The organism is Mesorhizobium huakuii, from assembly GCF_030160235.1.
GTDB lineage: Bacteria > Pseudomonadota > Alphaproteobacteria > Rhizobiales > Rhizobiaceae > Mesorhizobium > Mesorhizobium huakuii.
This window is the reverse complement of sequence record NZ_BSNY01000035.1, coordinates 1-17114: the sequence shown is the minus strand read 5'-3', so window position 1 is coordinate 17114 and position 17114 is coordinate 1. Positions and strand designations below refer to the sequence as shown.

General features: G+C 63.8%; 7 protein-coding genes. 2 read left to right on the top strand and 5 right to left on the bottom strand.

The window, feature by feature from the left end:
• Positions 1–12 precede the first annotated feature (12 nt).
• From QQK95_RS18805 to QQK95_RS18785, 5 genes are all read right to left on the bottom strand, one after another.
• A complete protein-coding gene (locus QQK95_RS18805; protein WP_284275416.1) occupies positions 13–537 on the bottom strand; it encodes a GNAT family N-acetyltransferase in 525 nt (174 codons plus the stop codon).
• 7 nt (positions 538–544) lie between these two features.
• Positions 545–1069, bottom strand: coding sequence for a phage tail protein (locus QQK95_RS18800; protein WP_284275414.1), 525 nt, complete (start codon positions 1067–1069; stop codon positions 545–547).
• 9 nt (positions 1070–1078) lie between these two features.
• Positions 1079–1579, bottom strand: a complete 501-nt coding sequence (locus QQK95_RS18795) for a phage tail protein (RefSeq protein WP_284275413.1) — start codon at positions 1577–1579, stop codon at positions 1079–1081.
• 13 nt (positions 1580–1592) lie between these two features.
• On the bottom strand, positions 1593–2093 hold the full coding sequence (locus QQK95_RS18790; protein WP_284275411.1) for a phage tail protein: 501 nt from the start codon (positions 2091–2093) through the stop codon (positions 1593–1595).
• Between the two features lie 108 nt (positions 2094–2201).
• On the bottom strand, positions 2202–14612 hold the full coding sequence (locus QQK95_RS18785) for a right-handed parallel beta-helix repeat-containing protein (protein ID WP_284275409.1): 12411 nt from the start codon (positions 14610–14612) through the stop codon (positions 2202–2204).
• A 315-nt stretch (positions 14613–14927) separates the two neighbouring features.
• On the opposite strand from QQK95_RS18785, the gene QQK95_RS18780 reads away from it, so the two are divergent.
• Positions 14928–15506, top strand: coding sequence for an invasion associated locus B family protein (locus QQK95_RS18780; protein WP_284275407.1), 579 nt, complete (start codon positions 14928–14930; stop codon positions 15504–15506).
• A gap of 229 nt (positions 15507–15735) precedes the next feature.
• Positions 15736–16977 carry a M24 family metallopeptidase gene (locus QQK95_RS18775; RefSeq protein ID WP_284275406.1) on the top strand — a complete coding sequence of 414 codons (1242 nt, stop codon included), beginning with the start codon at positions 15736–15738 and terminating at the stop codon, positions 16975–16977.
• The last annotated feature ends 137 nt before the right edge of the window (positions 16978–17114 follow it).

Below are 17114 nucleotides of genomic sequence, written 5' to 3'. Positions count from 1 at the left end.
AGCACGGGCGCTTTATCGAGGAGGACACACCATCAGGTCGTAAACGCCCTTGTCCTCGGCGACGGCGAAACCGAGCCTGGCATAGAGCTGTCTGGCCGGATTGTTCTTCTCGACATGAATTGACGCTGATTTGCCGGCTAACCATGCCTCGTCGACAAGGTCGCCGAGCAGTGCCGCGCCGAGCCCTCTGCGGCGATGTGTCGGCAGAAGCGCGATATCGATGATGCGATGCTGGGTCGGCCAGCGCTCGATATAGAGGCGACCGATATCGTCTCCGTCACGCATGATCACCAGCCAGTCGGCCGCGGGATAGTGTTTGATGTAATGCGCGTGTTGCGCCCGGAACTGCATGTCGAGGAAGGCCGCCTTCTGCTCGTCGGTCCAGGACGTCACCGCAAGTTCCTCGGCGCGGGTCGACGCATAGAGCCGTGACAGGAACGGCAGATCTGCATCCGTGGCTGGGCGAAACGACAGCCCGGCGCCAACCGCCCGCATCCAGCCGATTGATGCCGCTTCAAACACCTGCAGACCGGACATCGACAGATCAGGGGCGGGCCGGGAAAATGCCTTGCAACGCTATACAGAAGTTGAGTGTCAGGTACGGCATCATGTTGTTGTGCGGCAGGTCGCCGCCCGTTGGCTGCACCGCATTGCTGTTCAGCGGCGTCAAATTGGCGTTGCTGGTCTGGTAGACCGGTCCGCCCGCCGACCGCGCCAGTCCGGTGGAGGCCGATGGCGCGAACAGCAGCGCCGGAGGAACGGCGGCCATCAGCGAATGCACATGTTGCGGCATCTCGGTCTGTAGAAGCGCTACCGTCGTCGATCCCCCGGTTTCACCCAAGAAGTGATCCGATCCGCCGGCGGCCTGGCCGGGCTGCATCGGCGCATTGCCCTGCATGTCCGGCAAAGCAAAGGTCGATTTGCCATCGCCGCCATAGGTTGTGCCCAACAGCGAGAACAAGGCCGTGTTTTGCGAGATCGGCATGAGCTGACCGTCGCAGGTCGCCCAGCCCGTGGGGGCGAAGTTGAACGGGAAAATTCGGATTTCCGCGACGAATTGGTCCGACATGGTCCTGTCCTATGTTTGGCTCGGGAAAACGCCGAACAGTGAAATGATGAAATTGATGCAAAGATAGGGCTGCAAATTGCTGTGCGGCTGACTGCCGCCCGTGGGCGTCATCGACGACGGCCCCAGCGCCGCAGTGGGTGCGATCGCGGAATAGACTTTGATCGTGGACGACTGGGCAAGCACGTTGTTGCCCGGGGCGCTAGCGCCGCCGATATTGGTTGTCGCCATGAACGGGTGCGAGTGCGAGGCGATCTGTTGCGTTGTAAGCGTAACCTCTTCGACCCCCGCCATCTGCCCGATCAGGTACCCGCTCCCTTGATGCAGCGGCAGCCGGCCCGACAGATTCGGCAGATTGAACGTCTCTTGCCCATCACCGCCATAGGTGGTGCCTATAAGTTGGAACAGCGTCTCATACTCCGAGATAGGCAATGTCTGGCCTTGGCAGAACATCCAGCCGTTCGGATTGAAATTGCCGGCGAACATGCGAATCTCGCCCACATAGGCTGCCATCGTTGGAACTCCTTCAATTTCGCGAGGGAAAGATGCCCTGCAGGGCGATGCAGAAATTCAAGGTCAGGTATGGCTGCATGTTTTCGTGCGGCTGGCTGCCGCCGACACTGCTGACTTCGGTTGGGATCATGGTCGTCAGATTCGCCGGTGCACCGTAGAGCTGATTGGCCGGGCCCAGATAATTGTTGGTGGCAATCACCTGATCACCGTCCACCGTCGAGGCGCTGGCGCCATGCACATGGGATGGCAATTCCTGGATGCTGAGCGTATGCGACGGCTCGCCGCCTTGTTGACCAAGGAAAAAGCCCTCGCCGCCCATATGCGTCGGCACCCGGCCCTGCAGATTTGGCAGCGCAAAATTAGTTTGCCCATTGCCACCGTAAGTCGTTCCCAAAAGAGAAAACAACGCCTGGTTCTGGTTTATCGGCAGCAACTGACCATTGCAGAACGCCCAGCCTTTGGGGGGGAAGTTGAACGATACGAGTTTTATTTCCGATAGATATGGCTCTGCCATATGGGGCCCCTCCAGCTTCTATCCGATGCCGCTAACATGACAGATCAGATAGAAATGTCGACATGAATCTCTCGTATTAGCGACTGCTAAAACTAATGCTGAACTTGATCAGGGCAGCGGCGGCACCGTATTGACAAGATTGATCGTTCCAGACGTAGCAACGGCTGTCGCGCCCGGATTGAGGTTGTTGTCCAGAACAACCTGGCTGGCCGTTCCCGCCGCGGAAACGCCCCGCGAAAGGTTGATCGTCGAGGTACTGGCTCCGCCGGATACCGCCAGGAAGACGTCACTGCCGTTCGCCGGATCGCCATTGGAGAAGTCATTGCGCTGAGTCCCGGAACCGCCGACCAGCAGGTTGATGACGCCATTGTCTCCAGCCAGCCCCGAGCCAGCGACGACGTAGAGGCCGGTGAAGGCATTGGAATCGCCATTGCTGGTCGTATTGCCCTGCACCGTGGCATTGATCGTGCTGCTGCCGGAAATCTGCGAGATCTGTATGCCGGCCGTGTCGTAGTGCGTGAGAATGTTGTTCAGGATGGCAATGGTGAAGGTGCCGTTGTCCTGGCTGTTGATATCGATGTCGTTGGAGCCGATGCCGCTGCCCGAATGGGCGGTGGCTGCAACGCCGATCGTGTTGCCCGAAATCGTGCCGTCGAATGTCGAATTGCCGCTGCCGGTGGCCTTGTTCACTTCGATGACGTGCGACTTGATGCCGGTTCCACCATTGGCGGCATGCATGTCGAACGTGTTGTTGGAGATATTGAAGGTGACATTGCCGAGGCTGGCGATGTCGAAGGCGGTGCCGCCGCTGACGGTCAGCGGATGGTTGTTGGTCACGGTATTGCCGGTGAGCTGAACATCCATGTTGGTCCCGACCCCGCCCGTCGCGGCAACGAGGTTGGCGCGTGCAGTCGTCAAAACGCTGTTGCTGACAGTCAGGTTCATCGCCGTGCTGCCTGCATCCGCCTGGAAGTGGATGCCGTCGTTCATCCCGGTGCCGTTGTCGCTCCTGCCGCCAATGGTGGAGCTGTCGATTGTCAGCCGGTTCAACGTGCCGGTGTTGTTCTCGACATTGACCGTGTTGGTGTAGCCGCCGCTGATGTTCGAATTGGTGATCGAACCGCTACCCAGCAGATTGGTTAGCCGGATGGCATCCTCGCCGACATTGGCGAAGGCCGCTAGTCCGTCGGACAGGCTGTTGCTGGTGCCGCTGTCGCCGCTGATGACGCTGTGGTCTAGTGTGAAGCCGGTGACGTTGTTGCCGCGGATCGCGAAATTGCTGAAATCGTTCAGCTGCATCCAGGCGAGCTGCACATCCTTGGTGCCGTTGAGGAAGATGCCGGTGCCTTGTGTGGTCGACCCGTCGGCGCCGGTCTTGTTGGCGATGGTGCCACCAGTGCCGGCTGAGCCTGTACCCGTGACATGCAATCCGCCATTTCCAGCCCCAGTGCCGGTATTGACCAGGATGATGCCGTTGGCGCTGCCGCCATTCGATGTGATGCTCTGGAACGTTGCGTTGCCCGAGCCGATCAACGTGTTGGAGATGTTGAGCGCGGTGCTGCCGGAGGTGGACACGATCGCGTTGCCGGTGCCCTGCACCGTCACCGTGCCGCCGCCGGTGGCGTTGAAGCCGGTGCCGCTGGTGGTGTTGATGGCCAGGCCGCCGCCGGTGAAGTTGATGGTCGCTCCGGTGTTGCTGGTCAAGTTGACCGCCGTGTTGGCGCCCGTGGTCAGCGTCTTGGTGGCATTCGAGAAGTTGATCACCGCCGTGCCGGAATTGCCGCTGACGTCGATGCCGTTGGCGAAGCTGCCGGTCGCACTGAGGCTGCCGCTGAATGCGACGGTTCCGGCGGTGCGGCCGCTGACGTTGACGATGTTGCCGGCGCTGGTCTTCGTCACCGACGCCGCGATGGTTACGTTGCCCGTGCCGCCATTGATGTCGACACCGTTGCCGGTCGGGTCGTTGGTCGCGCCGATCGAGCCGCCATTCACGGCGACCGCATTGGTGTTGTTGTCGATCCTGATGCCGGCCTGGCCTGTGTTGTTGATCGCCACCGTCGAGAAGGTGACCGCGCCGTTGGCGCCACTGAGGAAGATGCCGTTGTCGGCTGTCGCCGCGATGGTCGCCGAGGTGAAGTTGAATGCCGCACTCGAGCCGTTGATCTCTATCCCGTCGCCGCTGGTCGTGGTGCCGGCAACGCTCACCGCGCCGCCGTTGAAGGTGCCGCCGCTGACCCCGGTCAGGTTGATCGCGTCGAGGCCCGTGATCGAACCCGTCGATTGCAGCGAGGCGAAGGTGGCGCCGCTGCCGCCGACGGTCATGCCGTTCCAGTTCAGGATCTGGCCGCCCGCCGTCTGAACTGTATTGCCACTGCCCGTCACGTTGACGGTGCCGCCGCCCGTGGCATTGAAGCCAATGCCGGTGCTGGTGTTGATCGCCAGGCTGCCGGCGCCGAAGGTGATCGTGGCATTGGTGTTGGCCACCAGGTCGACAGCCGTAAAGGTGCCGGTGGTCAGCGTCTCCGTTGCGCCGCCAAAAATGAAGGTTCCGCCGGTGTTGCCGTGGACAAAGATACCGTTATCGACGCCGCCAGTGGCGCTAAGATTGCCGGACAGCGTGATCGAGCCGGCGGCGACGCCGGAGATGTCGACGATCTTGCCGGCAACGGTCTTGTTGATGGTGCCGGCGTACGCGACGTTGGCGGTGCCGCCAACCACATTGAAGCCTATCCCGCTCGGGTTTGTGATCGAAGTGCCGGTGCCGAAGCTGAACGTGCCGCCCGACCCGTTAATGATATCGACGCCGGCGTCACCGCCATTCAGCGTCGTCGTGCCGATGAAATTGTAGGTGCCGTCGGCATTGTTGAACTGCAGGCCGGTACCGTTCGTCGCCGACAGCGTGCCGGTCTGGAAGGTGATCGTGCCGCTTGTGTGGCCGGTGATGGCGACCAGCGCGGCGTTGTTGGCCTGCGTGATGCTGCCGCTGTAGGTGACAGCGGCGGTACCGCCAACCACATTGAACGCCGTGCCGCTCGGGCTGGTGATCGAGGTGCCGATGCCGAAGCTGAACGTGCCGCCCGACCCGTTGAGGATGTCGATGCCGGCATCGCCGCCATTCAGCGTCGTGATGCCGTTGAAATTGTAGTTGCCGTCGGCATTGTCGAACTGCAGGCCGGTGCCATTGGTCGCCGACAGCGTGCCGGTGTTGAAGGTCAGCGTGCCGGCGTTGCCGCTGGAAACGCCGACCAGGGCAGCGTTGTTCGCCTGGGTGATGTTGCCGGCATAAATGACGGTGGCCGTTCCGCCGACGACTTCGAAAGATGTGCCCGTCGCGCCGGTCATTGTGCCGGTGCCGAGGCCGATGGTGCCGGTGACGCTGGTCAGGCTGATATTGTTGGTGCCGCCGCCCGACGAGGTCGAGTCCAGCGCGATGGTGGCGGCAACGCCGGAGAGCTTGATCGCTGTACCACCGGCTGAATTGACCGTCTCGGCGCCGCCAGTGTCGGTGATGCCCATCGTGCCGCCGGTGCCGGCGATGCCGGTACCGGTGGTGGTGTCGATGGTCAGGCCGCCGGTGAAGCTGGTCGTGCCGCCGCCCTGCGAGAGGCCCGTGCCGCTCGTCGTGTCGATATTGGCGAGGCCGGTGACGTTGAGCGTGCCCGTCGCGACATGGATGCCGCCGCCCGTGTTGGGGACGGTGACATTGTTCACCGTCACCGTGTTGAAGTTGAAGGTGCCGGTGTTGGTGTTGATGGCATCGATGCCAAAGCCCGTCGTGTTGCTGATGGACGTCGTACCGGTGACGGTGAAGGTGCCGGCAACGCCGTCGAAGATGATGCCGCTGGCGCCGCCGACGGCGCTGACGCTGGAGAACGTCATGTTGACGGTCAGCGGATCGAGATCGAAGGCCGCGCCGTTGAGGGTGGTGACCACGCCGGCGCTGTTGTTCAGCGTGAAGATCGTGCCGGCGCCCTTGGTGTTGACCAGGACGCCCGTGCCGCCATTGTTGGCGAGGCTGAGCGTGCCCAGATCAAGGGTGCCGCTGGTGTTGATGAAGCTCAGGCCATTGCTCTGGACCCGCGTGCCGGGAGTGCCCATGCCGAGCGTGCCGGCACTGACGGTGCCGCCGGCGCCATCGGAATCGAAGCGCACATTGTTGAACACGATGCCGCCGCTGCCGGCGCCGCCGGTCACCTTATTGCCGGCAAACGACCTGATCGCGATCGAGTTGTCCGTCGTGCTGATGTTCTGGCCAGAGAAGGACGCCGCCAGCCCGGACGCGGTCGACCTGAGCGTATTGCCGTCGATGGAAAGCAGAAGCGTATCGGCCGGCGCACCGGTCGTGGAGAAGTCGAGTGCATTGCCCCCGGCGGTGATGGTGTTGTTCCTGAGGAAGAAACTGGAGGCGCCCGTCGCATCGACGGCAACGCCGGCGCCGCTGCCGACATTGGTGACGATCAAATTCTCGAGGCCGCCGGTGAAGATGCTGGTGCCTGATGTCGCGAAGTTGATCACCGAGGTCGCGTTGTTGCTCTGCAGCACGGGCCGCAGCGTGTCGATACCGGCCGGTGCCGAGACGATCGGGCTGTTCTGGATCGTGGTGAAGTGGAAAGCCGCGGATGCGCCGCCGCTGGCATCGACGCCAAGCTGCGAAACATCGACGGCCGCGTCGCCGCTCTTGAAGGCAAGCAGCACTTGCCCGTCATGGAGCTGGTATGAAGTCCCGCTTAGGTCGATCGTCTCCTGGCTGCCGTCGATATTCTTGTCGATCAGCACCACGACATTGGCGGTGGACGCCTGCGCTCCGACATAGCTGCCTGGATTGGCGAGGCTGCCGTCGCCGGTGCCGCCTGATGTGACATAGTAGACGCTGATCGACGACAGGTTGGCGGTGTCGCCGGTGAAATTGACGTCGTTGAAATTGTAGTCGCCCGATGTCGGCAGCGTGTCGGTGGCGTGGATGACCTGGCCGCCGGTGGTTTTGATCGACGATTCGGCAGGACCCTGACCGTCGCCGAACACCAGCTTGGCGTTGGTGGCGCTGGAGAACTGCACGCCATAGCCGACATTGGCGATGGTCGAGGTTTGGCCGGTCAGGTTGTTGTTGACGGTGTCGCCGAGCTGGATCGTGCCGGTGCCGGTCGTGCCGGCCATGTCGATGCCGATCGAACCGACAGCGCCGCCGCCGTCAACGTCAAAATCGCCTGCGGTAATATTGCTGGCGCCAAGCGAAGCACCGTTGAGGTCAAGGCTGACAGCATTGGTGGCGCCGGCCGCGATCACCATGTTCAGGCTGTCGAAGCTCACCGTCGAGCCGAGCGTGCCGGAAATGTCGACGCCGCGCGCGTTGGCGCCAGTGATGCCCAACAGGTTGACCGCGCCGAGATCGAGGGCGCCGCCGCTGACATCATTGAGCGAGATGCCGGTCGTCGCGCCATTGGTCGAAATCGTATCGAACTTGATGCCATCGACACCGATTGTCGCGCCTGTCGCCCCCGCCAGGACCGCTGTCGCGTCGCCAAGCTTCAGCGCCGTGCCCGTGCCGGTGGTGATGGTGTTGCCGGCGCCGGTGACGCTGATCGTGCCCGGACCGAAGGTGCTGGCGGTGAAGCCGGCGCCACTGGTGGTGGTGATGACGAGGCCGCCATTGGTGAAGTTGAGCGTGCCCTTGGTCTGCGGATCCGGCACGTACGCGGGTGCCTTGACGATGGCATCGTTGGCGCCGGTGTTGAATTTCTTCGACGTACCAGAGAAGGTAACGGTGCCGTTGGCCGAGCCGCCGATAGCGACACCTTTGCCGCCGCTGTGATCGATGCTGCTCGAAATATTGTATATGCCGTCGGCGTGGCCAAAGAAGTCGAAGGCAGTCGACGACGTCGTGGAATTGACCGAACCGCTCATGTTCAGGCGGGTTCCGTCGCCACTGGCGCTTATCACCGAGCCCGCGCCGATCGTGACCGAACCTTTATAGGTCAGCGTGGTGAAGGCCAGGTCATTGCCGCCGCCGAGGCTGAAGGCCGCAAGGGTGGTGTTTGTGATGCTGGCGCTGCCGTTGACGCCGACGTTGACGGTCCCGCCCTGCGAGGTCTGTATGATGCCGTACTGGCCACCATCGATGGTCAGCGTGGATCCGGCGACATTGGCTATGTTGACGGTGCCGACCTGGGGGCCGCCGATGTTGAAGCCGGCGTAGCTGACGTCGAGATCGATCGTGCCGGTGAAGTTAACCACCCCGGTGCCGCTCAGGGCCGACAGCGAGGCGCCGGTGTATCCGGTGTCCCTCAGGCCACCGATGTTGACATCGCCCGCGAGATTGGAGCCCGACAACGTCACGCCGGCGCCGCCGGGATCGCCGACAAAGGCAGGAATCGCGGAGTCCGCCTTGACGCTGTCGAAGGTGACGCCGGCGCTGCCGACATCGGCGAAGATTATGACCAACCCATTGCTGCCGGAATCGATCGTGTTTCCGGTAACCGGGCCAGTGCCTGACACGCTGACGGTGCCGCCATACGCCGCGACAAAACCTGTCCCGGTCGTCGTCTTTATGGCGAGGCCGCCATTGCTGAAGTTGACCGTGCCATTCGTATTGGGTGCCGGCGCGCCAAGGGGGTAATTGCCCGCGATGCCGAGGCTCACGCCGTCGGTCGCGCCCGAGTCGATCTGCTTGGTCGAGCCGGAGAAGGTGACCGTCGCCGCCGTGCCGTTGTCGATGCCGGTGACGACGATGTTGCCGCCGGCGTCCGCAAGGCCGTCCGTCAGATTGCCCGAAAGCGTCACCGAGCCGCCGGTCAGCTCCTGGATCGAAACCGCGGCGCCGGTGCCATTGCTGGCGATCGTGCCGCCATAGGAGATGATGGCATTGCCGCCGCTGGCGTTGGTCGCCGAGCCGACATTGAAGGCCGTGCCCGGACCGGTGTTGGTCAGCGTGCCCGTGCCGAAGCTCGCCGTCCCGCTCAGGTTCTGCAGGTCGATGCCGTTGCCGGAGCTGAACGTCGCGCTTGTCGAGGCGAAGTGGATCCCATCGACACCGGGCGTGGTACCGGCCGTGATGCCGTCGAGCGCCACCGCTTGCGCTGACGTGGCGTTGATCGTGCCGGTCACGACATTGACCGTGCCGCCGCCGGTGGCGGCGAACGCCGTCACGCCGTTGGTGGTGATGTCCAGATCGGCGAAGGTGACCGTAGAGCCCGTATTGCCGGTGAGCGAGACGCCATTGCCGCCGACGGTCACCTTGTCGGTAAAGTTGACCAGGCCGCCGGTGCGGTTGGCGATCGAGATGCCGCCGCCCGTCAGCGTGCCTGCCGGCCCGCTGTTGGGCAAGGTGCCGCGCGTGACCGTGATGTTGCCGGTGCCGCCATTGACGTCGAGCAGCGTGCCGGCAACATTGATGTTGTTGTTGGTGATCGACAGATTGCTGTCGAGGCCGGCGACCTTGAACGCCGTGCTGCCGGCGGCGACATTGCTGACCGTAACGCCTTCGATGACGATGCCGCCGGCATTGTTGAAGCCGCCCGCGCTCTGGTCGACGGTGAAGACCGAACCGCTGGCGCCGCTGAAGTCGAAGGCGGTGTTGCGCACCTGGTTGCTGCCGAGCAGATGCAGGAAGTCGCCCGTGCCGGTGACCACGCCTTCATTGCCGGTGACGTTGCCGCCGGTGGCGCCGAGATTGCCCTGGACATTGACCGGCTGGATCGTGCCGGAGACGGTGATGGAGGTGTTGTTGCCGAAGCCGGTGATCGACTGGCCCGAATCGAGCGTGAACGGCGTGCCGCCGAGATCGACGGTCCCGACAAAGGCGAAGGTCTGCGTGCCGAGCATGGCATCGGCCTGCGCGAGCGAGATGGTCGTCACCGCGGCGCTGAGCCCGTCCGTGCCGGCGGCGATGACGCCGCCGTTCTGCGACACCATGGTGACGCCCCCGACGGCACTGGCCAGATGCGCGCTGCCGGTGAAGAACACGTCGTTGAAATTGTAGTTGCCGAGCGTCGGATCGAGCCCGATCGTGTTGACGGTGTAGGCGCCAACGGCCGTGGCGCTGATGGAGGACTGCAGCCCGTCGGCCGAAATGCCGTCGCCGAAGGTGAAGTTGGCGTTGGCCGAGGTCGCGGTGGTGCCGCCCGACGACAGGTCGACGCCGATGCCCAGATTGGTGATGCTGGAGCCGCGCAGGAAGGTGATGGTCTTGTTGCCTGTCGTCGACGACAGGTCGATGCCGCGCGAGGTGAGGTCGCCGGTACCGGTGATGGAAGTCACGCCGAAATCGGCCGTTGTGGCCGAACCGCTGAAATCGATGCCGGTCTGGTTGGCGCCGGCGCCCATGGTCACGTTGGTTGTGCCGAACAGCACATTGGCATTGGTGCCGCTGAAATTGATGCCGGCCGCGTTGGCCGCCGAGCCCAGCGTGATATTGCTCGTGCCCGTAAACGTGACCGAGCCGGCATTGCCTGATATGTCGATGCCGTTGCCGCTGGCGCCCGACACGGTCACCGCACCGAAGCCGACGCTGCTGCCGGCGGCGGTGTTCGAAACCGATACGCCCGTCCCGGTGCCGGTCGAATTGATCGGACCGCTGAAGGCCACCGAACCGCCGGTGATGCCGTCGACCTTGACCGCCGTGCCCGGCGCGCCTGCCGAACTGGATATGGCGGCCGAAACCGTGATCGCCGCGCTGCCGCCCGAGACGACGACGCCGTCACCGGTGCCGGAATTGGTGATGGTGCCGCCAATGCCGATCGTGCCGGTGTTGTTGGCCAGGCTGACATCGGCGCCGGCAATATTCGTGCTGACGAGGTTGCCGACATTGACTGTCGCTGCGCTGTTCTGAACCAGCAAGCCGGGCACTCCGCCCACCACGGTGTCGACCTTGGTCGTGCCGCTGAAACTGTAGGTGCCGCTGGTGACATTGTTGAGGCTGATGGCGATGCCGCTGATGCGATACAGGTCGACGCCACCAAAGGTGACGTTGCCGCCGCTGGTGTTGGAAATGGCGATGCCGGTCGAAACGCCGCCGCCCGAGCCGTCCACGGTGACGCTGGAGAAGTTCACCCCGGCCGCGCCGATCGTCATGCCGGCGATCTGGATGCCCTTTTCATCCGGCCCGAGACCGGTCGCCACGGTATTGCCCGAGCCGGTCACCGTCAGCGTGCCGCCACCGACGGCGCTGAAGGCGAAGCCGCCATCGGCGGTCAGATCGAGACCGCCGGTGAAATTGATCTTGCCGCCCGCATTGCCGGTCAGGTCGATCGCATTGGCCGCGCCCGTGCTGGCGGTGATCTTGCCGCCGAAGGTGGCGGTGCCGCCGGTCATGTTGGAGATCTTCACCGCACTTGCGGCGCTCGTCTGGCTGATGGTGCCGTTGTAGGTGACGTTGGGCGTGGAGTTGGTGATCGAAAAGGCGTTGCTGCTCGTGCCGGCGATGGAGCTTCCGGCCCCGAAGGTCAGGGTTCCGCTCGAGCCGGCAACGATACCGACGCCTATGCCGCCGCCGGTAATATCGAGGTCGTCGAAAGTGGCAGTGCCGTCGAAATTGTTGGCGAACAGCCCGACATTGGTGGCATTGCCGATCGTCGTGTTGCCGGTGAAATTGACGGTCGCGCTCGAATGAACAAGCGCGATGCCGGTTTGGCTCGTGTTCTGGACATTGAGATCGGCGACCGTGATAGTGCCGGTCACGCCGTCGAGGACAAGACCCACCGCAACATTGCTGACGGTCACGCCCTGGATCGTCAGGCCGTCGATCGCGGAGGCGTTGATCCCCGCGGCGCTGCCGCCCGAAATGTTGAAGTCGAGCAGCGAATTGCCATTGGCGGCCGTCACGACATCGCCGGCACCGGAATTGGTCAGCGTCGCCGCGCCGCCGCCGGGATCCGAAACGATCTGGTCGTGCTGGATGTTGTCGCCGGTGACGTTGACCGGGATACCGCCGAGCGAGAAGCTTCGGCCATTGCCGAAGGACGCCAGCGTCTGTCCGTCGCTGAGCGAGAAACCACCCGAAGCATTGATGGGCGTACCATCGTTGACCAGCACGAAGATCGCGTCGCTGTCGGTGATGGCGTTGGCCGTGGTAAACGAGGCGAGGTCCGACAGCGAGGATCCGTCCGCTAGGCCCGTCGCCGTCGAGCCGACGAAGATCACGTTCTGCTGGTCGAACAGCTGCAAGCCGCTGAAGGTGGTCGAGCCGAACGCGTAGTGGCCGAGCGTCTGGTTGAGGCCGCGCGCGTCGAGCGAAGCGGTGTTGCCGGCAATCGAACCGCCGCCGAACGTAAATTCGGCATTGGCCGAATGGGCCAGCGACCCGGAGATGCCGAGGCGCACGCCGGTGTCGACACCCGAGATCGAGCCACCATTGGTGACGACGATCGTTCCGCCAGTGGTGTCGGCGAGATCGATGCCGATGGTGCCAGCGGCGCCCGGCCCGGTGATGTTGAGCGACTGCGCGGCGAAATTGGTCTGGCTGCCGGAGAAATCGAGACCAGAGCCGACGCCCAGCCCGGAAATGACGATGTTGCCGGCCACCACGGCGGCGTTGACGCCGCTGAAAGACATGCCGCCGGCGCCGGGATTGGTGATGTTGATGTCGCCGAACCGGATCGTCGCCGGCGAAGCGGAAATGGCGATCGCCGGTCCCGTCGTGTTGGAAATCGTCGCCGCGCCGTTGACGATGAAGCTGCCCGAAACGTGGTCGAGCACCACACCCGACGTGCCGCCGGTCTGGCTGATCGAATCCAGCACCACATGCGCGGTGATCGGGTCGATGAAGACGGCCACGCCCCCATTGCCCGACACGGTGCCGCCGGTGGTGGTGAAGCTGCCGCCGCTCGACGTACCCTGCACGGTTATACCGCGATCGGTGTTATCAAGCGCGTTGACGGTGGCGAAGGTGTAGGTGCCCTGGCCTGTGATATCCAGACCGTCGTCGTGGTTACCCTGCAGCAGCGTCGTGCCGGTGAAATTATAGGTGCCGTTGTCTTCTATATGCAGGCCGTCGAGGCCATTGCCGGTCGCGGTGAAATTGGACGCCTTGACATTGGTCGAACTGCCGGTGAATTCGGCGCCGTTGCCGCCGGCGCTGGTCACGGTGACATTGGTCAGCGTCGTGTTCGTGAGATTGTTGCCGAGGATGCCATTGGCGCCGGTGCCCGTCACCGTGAAATTGGTCAGCGTCGTGCCGGCAACACCGTTGCCGAAGATGCCGTTGGCGCCGCCGGTGATGGTGATGCCGTTCAGCGTGTTGCCTGTGCCGAGCGCGATGACGTTGTTGGCGACATTGGTGCCCTGGATCGTGCCGTCGCTCCCGCCGAGGTTGAAGGTGGCGGTGCCGCCGCCGGACAGTTTCGCGGTAACGCTTTCGCCGCCGCCGATCACGGTCTGGCCATTGGCAAGTGTGACGCCGGCAGTCGTCAGATTGCCGTTGCCGCCCAGCGCAACGACAAAACCACCGCTGCCGGCCTTGGTGACCGCGTCGTCCAGCGTCGTCGGGTCGGCCTGCGTGCCGGCGCCCGCAAGCCCGCCATCGGCATAGTAGAACTTGCCGAACGCCGCATTGGTGGCGGCGTTGATGGCGACGCGCGTCGTCGAGCCGCCGTCAGTCTCCTGCGACTGGACCCTGACGCCGATATCGCCGCGCACGCGCTCGTTGACGCGCTTGCGCAGGCCTTCGCTGACCGGATAGACCGGGTCCGTACCGATGGCGGCGGTCTTGTCCGAGTTATGGCCGGGGTTGAACGGGATGTTCAGCCGCACGCTGCCGGCGAACTGGGTGTCGTCGCGATTGTCGTTGCGGACCTCGCCGGCGAAGACCAGTTCGGTGCCGCTGCCGAAGACATCGCCGATCGTGTATTCGAAGCCGGCCTTGGCGCCGGTGACGCTGCCGTCGTCGCCGTGCGGGTCCTCGAAATGGTAGCCGCCAATGTCGAGCCGCAACGAATGCTTGTCGGGCAGGTTGACCGGAACCTTTGCGCCGATCTCGCCTTCGATGCCCCAGGCCGCGTAGTCGCGATGGTCGAGCACCGATATCTGTTCGATCAGCTGGTTGCCGACCATCGACAGGGTCGAGCCGGTCGAATGATCGGTCGAGTCGCCCTTGATCGGCACGAAGACGTTCACATGCGCGTCGAAGTTCGGCGTGATCGCCTCGACACCCAGCGTGGCCGCGGTGAACTGCGTGCTGTTGTAGTTCTCGAGGTTGATATAGGCGTAGCCGCCGAGCATCAGGTCGGGATTGACGATGCGGCGGATGCCGAGGCCGATGTCCTGGCCGGAAGCATCCTTGAAATCGTGCTTGGCCCGGACATCCAGGAACAGCACCGACTCCGCCGTCTGCTTGATCGGGATGAAGCCTTCGAGCGCGGCATTGCCGCCATTGTTGTCGGCGCCGACGATGGCGCGGATCTGCGGCTGCCAGAGCCCGTCGGGGTCGGCATGGGCAACCACGCCCGAAAGGCCGAGCGCCAGCGTCGTCAGCGCCGTCGTCTTCCAAAGATGGCTTACAATACGCGAACGGCGATAGACGGCGCGCACGCGGAAAGCCTCCCCACGCGCCACCATCCCACCAACCTGCCGAGACGTCTCGGTAGTTCCCATCCCTGGCGAGTCCTTCTGGGACTACACGTCCCGCGTGTTAATTCTTACGCGAATTCTATTGTATAGCGAGTCCGCAACGTTGTGAGTGTTGTTGTTGGACCTCAAAGTTCTGTCCTGTGACGATATTGCCACAGTAGATTTGCCGGCTTGCTTCACGGGGGACTCGGCTTTCGGAGCAGTCCCCATTGTTGTATCAAGCCTTTGCCAGGAGAATACCTGCCGGGGCAAGGAAAATTGCGGGGGGTCAAGAATATGGCAAGTACTTTAGCCAAGACTAATCTAAGTGGCATAGCGGTGTCGGCTGCCCTTTGGCTGCTGGCGGCTTGTGTCGGCCCGGCGCTTGCCGAGGACGCCGCCAAAGAGCCCCAGACCAAACAGTCTCAACCCAAGGAGGCCGAACCCAAGCCGTCCGACGCCAATGCATGGGCGGTGAACTGCTCCAGCGACTCGGCGGCCGGCGAGCTTCAGTGCCAGGTGTCGCAGAACCTCACCGAGGCCAAGACCGGGCAGCGCGTGCTGACTGTCACCGTGCGCCGCGACAACGCCAATGGCAGTCTGGCCATGCTGCTCGCTTTGCCGCACGGCCTGTTCCTGCCGTCGGGCGTCAGCTATCAGGTCGACAGCGGCAAGAAAGTCACCGTCGCCATCCAGACCAGCGACCAGAACGGCGCCTATGCCGCGGTGCCGGTGGCGCCGGAACTGGCCAAGGCGATGAAGTCGGGGACGTCGATGAACATCGGCATGGAATCGGTGACGCGCAAGCCGGTGACCATCCCGGTTTCCCTCAAAGGCTTCGGCGCCGCGGTGGCCAAGCTGGAATCGATCAAGTAGGGTTCGCCGGCAACCATTGGCCGACGGCCTATCACTTCGTCATCCACGGGCGAAGCAGCTCCAGGAGTCTGCGCTGCGTCGCTGCGCTCCTTGCTCCGCCCGTGGATGACGAAGTCGTGGGGCGTCTCCGCTGCTCTTCGAGAATGCCGTGCATCAACATAGCAAGCAGCCGACTTGATTGTCCGCGCCCGCAATGCTCCGTTGTCGCTTCGGTCATCCGGAGAACCCCATGACAGGCTTTGTCGACCGCCAGCGCGCCGCGCAACTGATGGAACGCGCCGGCATCGCCGCGCTGGTGCTCTGCGCACCCGAGGCCTTCCATTATGCGACCGGCGCGTGGATCGGCCCGGCGGGACTGTTCCGGCGCGGCGGCGGCGGCTTCGTCGTCATCCCGGCCCGGCATGATTTGCCGATCGGCGTCGTCGTCGCCGACTTCAACGCCGCGCAGCTGCGGCTCGCCGCGCCCGAAGCGACTGTGCGGTCGCACCCGATCTGGATCGAATCCGCGCCGGTCGAGGCAGCGCACGGGCTTGCCCTGGCCGAACGCATCGAGGCCGGCCTTGCCTCGCTTGGCCGGGCGCCGGATTTCTCCCGTCCCGCCACTTTCGATCTTGCCGGCTCGGTGCGCCAGCTGCAGGCCTTGCTCAAGGAATTCGGACTGGAGCACGCGACGCTCGGCATCGACCTCGACTTCGTCCCGGCAGCCGATTTCGCGGCCATCCAGGCGCTGCTGCCGCATTGCCCGATGGTCGACGGCTCCCCCGTGCTGGACAGGCTGCGGACCGTCAAATCGCAGCGCGAGATCGACCTGCTCCAGCAAGGCATTTTCCTCTCGGAAGCCGGGCTGGAGCGGCTGCAGGTGGACGCGATGACCGGCATGCGCCAGGCCGATCTCGTCGCGCTCTACCGCAAAGGCGTCGCCGACGCGGCCGCCGGGCTGTCGCATCCGGTCGTGACGGCGGAATATGTGACGCTGGGCGCCCGCGCCAAGGGTGCCGACGCCAGGGCCGTGACCGGCGATCCCTTGAAATGCGACATGGTCTGCACGGTCGGTGGTTACGCTTCCGACATGTCGCGCAATTTCACCTTCGGGCCGCCTTCCCCGGACCAGGCCGAGCTGCATGCGATCGCCGAGCGCGCCTTCGAGGAGGGGCTGGCGGCGCTGATCCCCGGAAATACGCTCGCTCATGTCCACCGCGTCACCACCGAGAGCCTGGCGCGGCAAGGCCTGCGCAGCTTCCGTCGCGGCCATTTCGGCCACAGCGTCGGCCAGTCCGTGTTTTCCGAGCAATGGCCGTTTATCGCGGCCGACAGCGATGTCGCCATCGAGCCCGAAATGGTGCTGGCCTTCGAAATCCCGCTCTACATAGACGGCCTCGCCAGCTTCAACCTGGAAGACCAGTTCCTGATCACGGCCGATGGGCCAAGGCCGATGAACCGGCTGCCGAGGCGGCTGGAGATGGTTGGGTAGCGGACGGGTCCCCATCGCCGTAGGGCGCGACCGACGAAGTTCAGGTGTTCGTCGCGCTTCGCCCTTCCGTGCCGGCTAACTAAGGACACGTCGATAAATTGCTGAATCGATAAAGCTCGTTTTGGGGGATTCCGAAA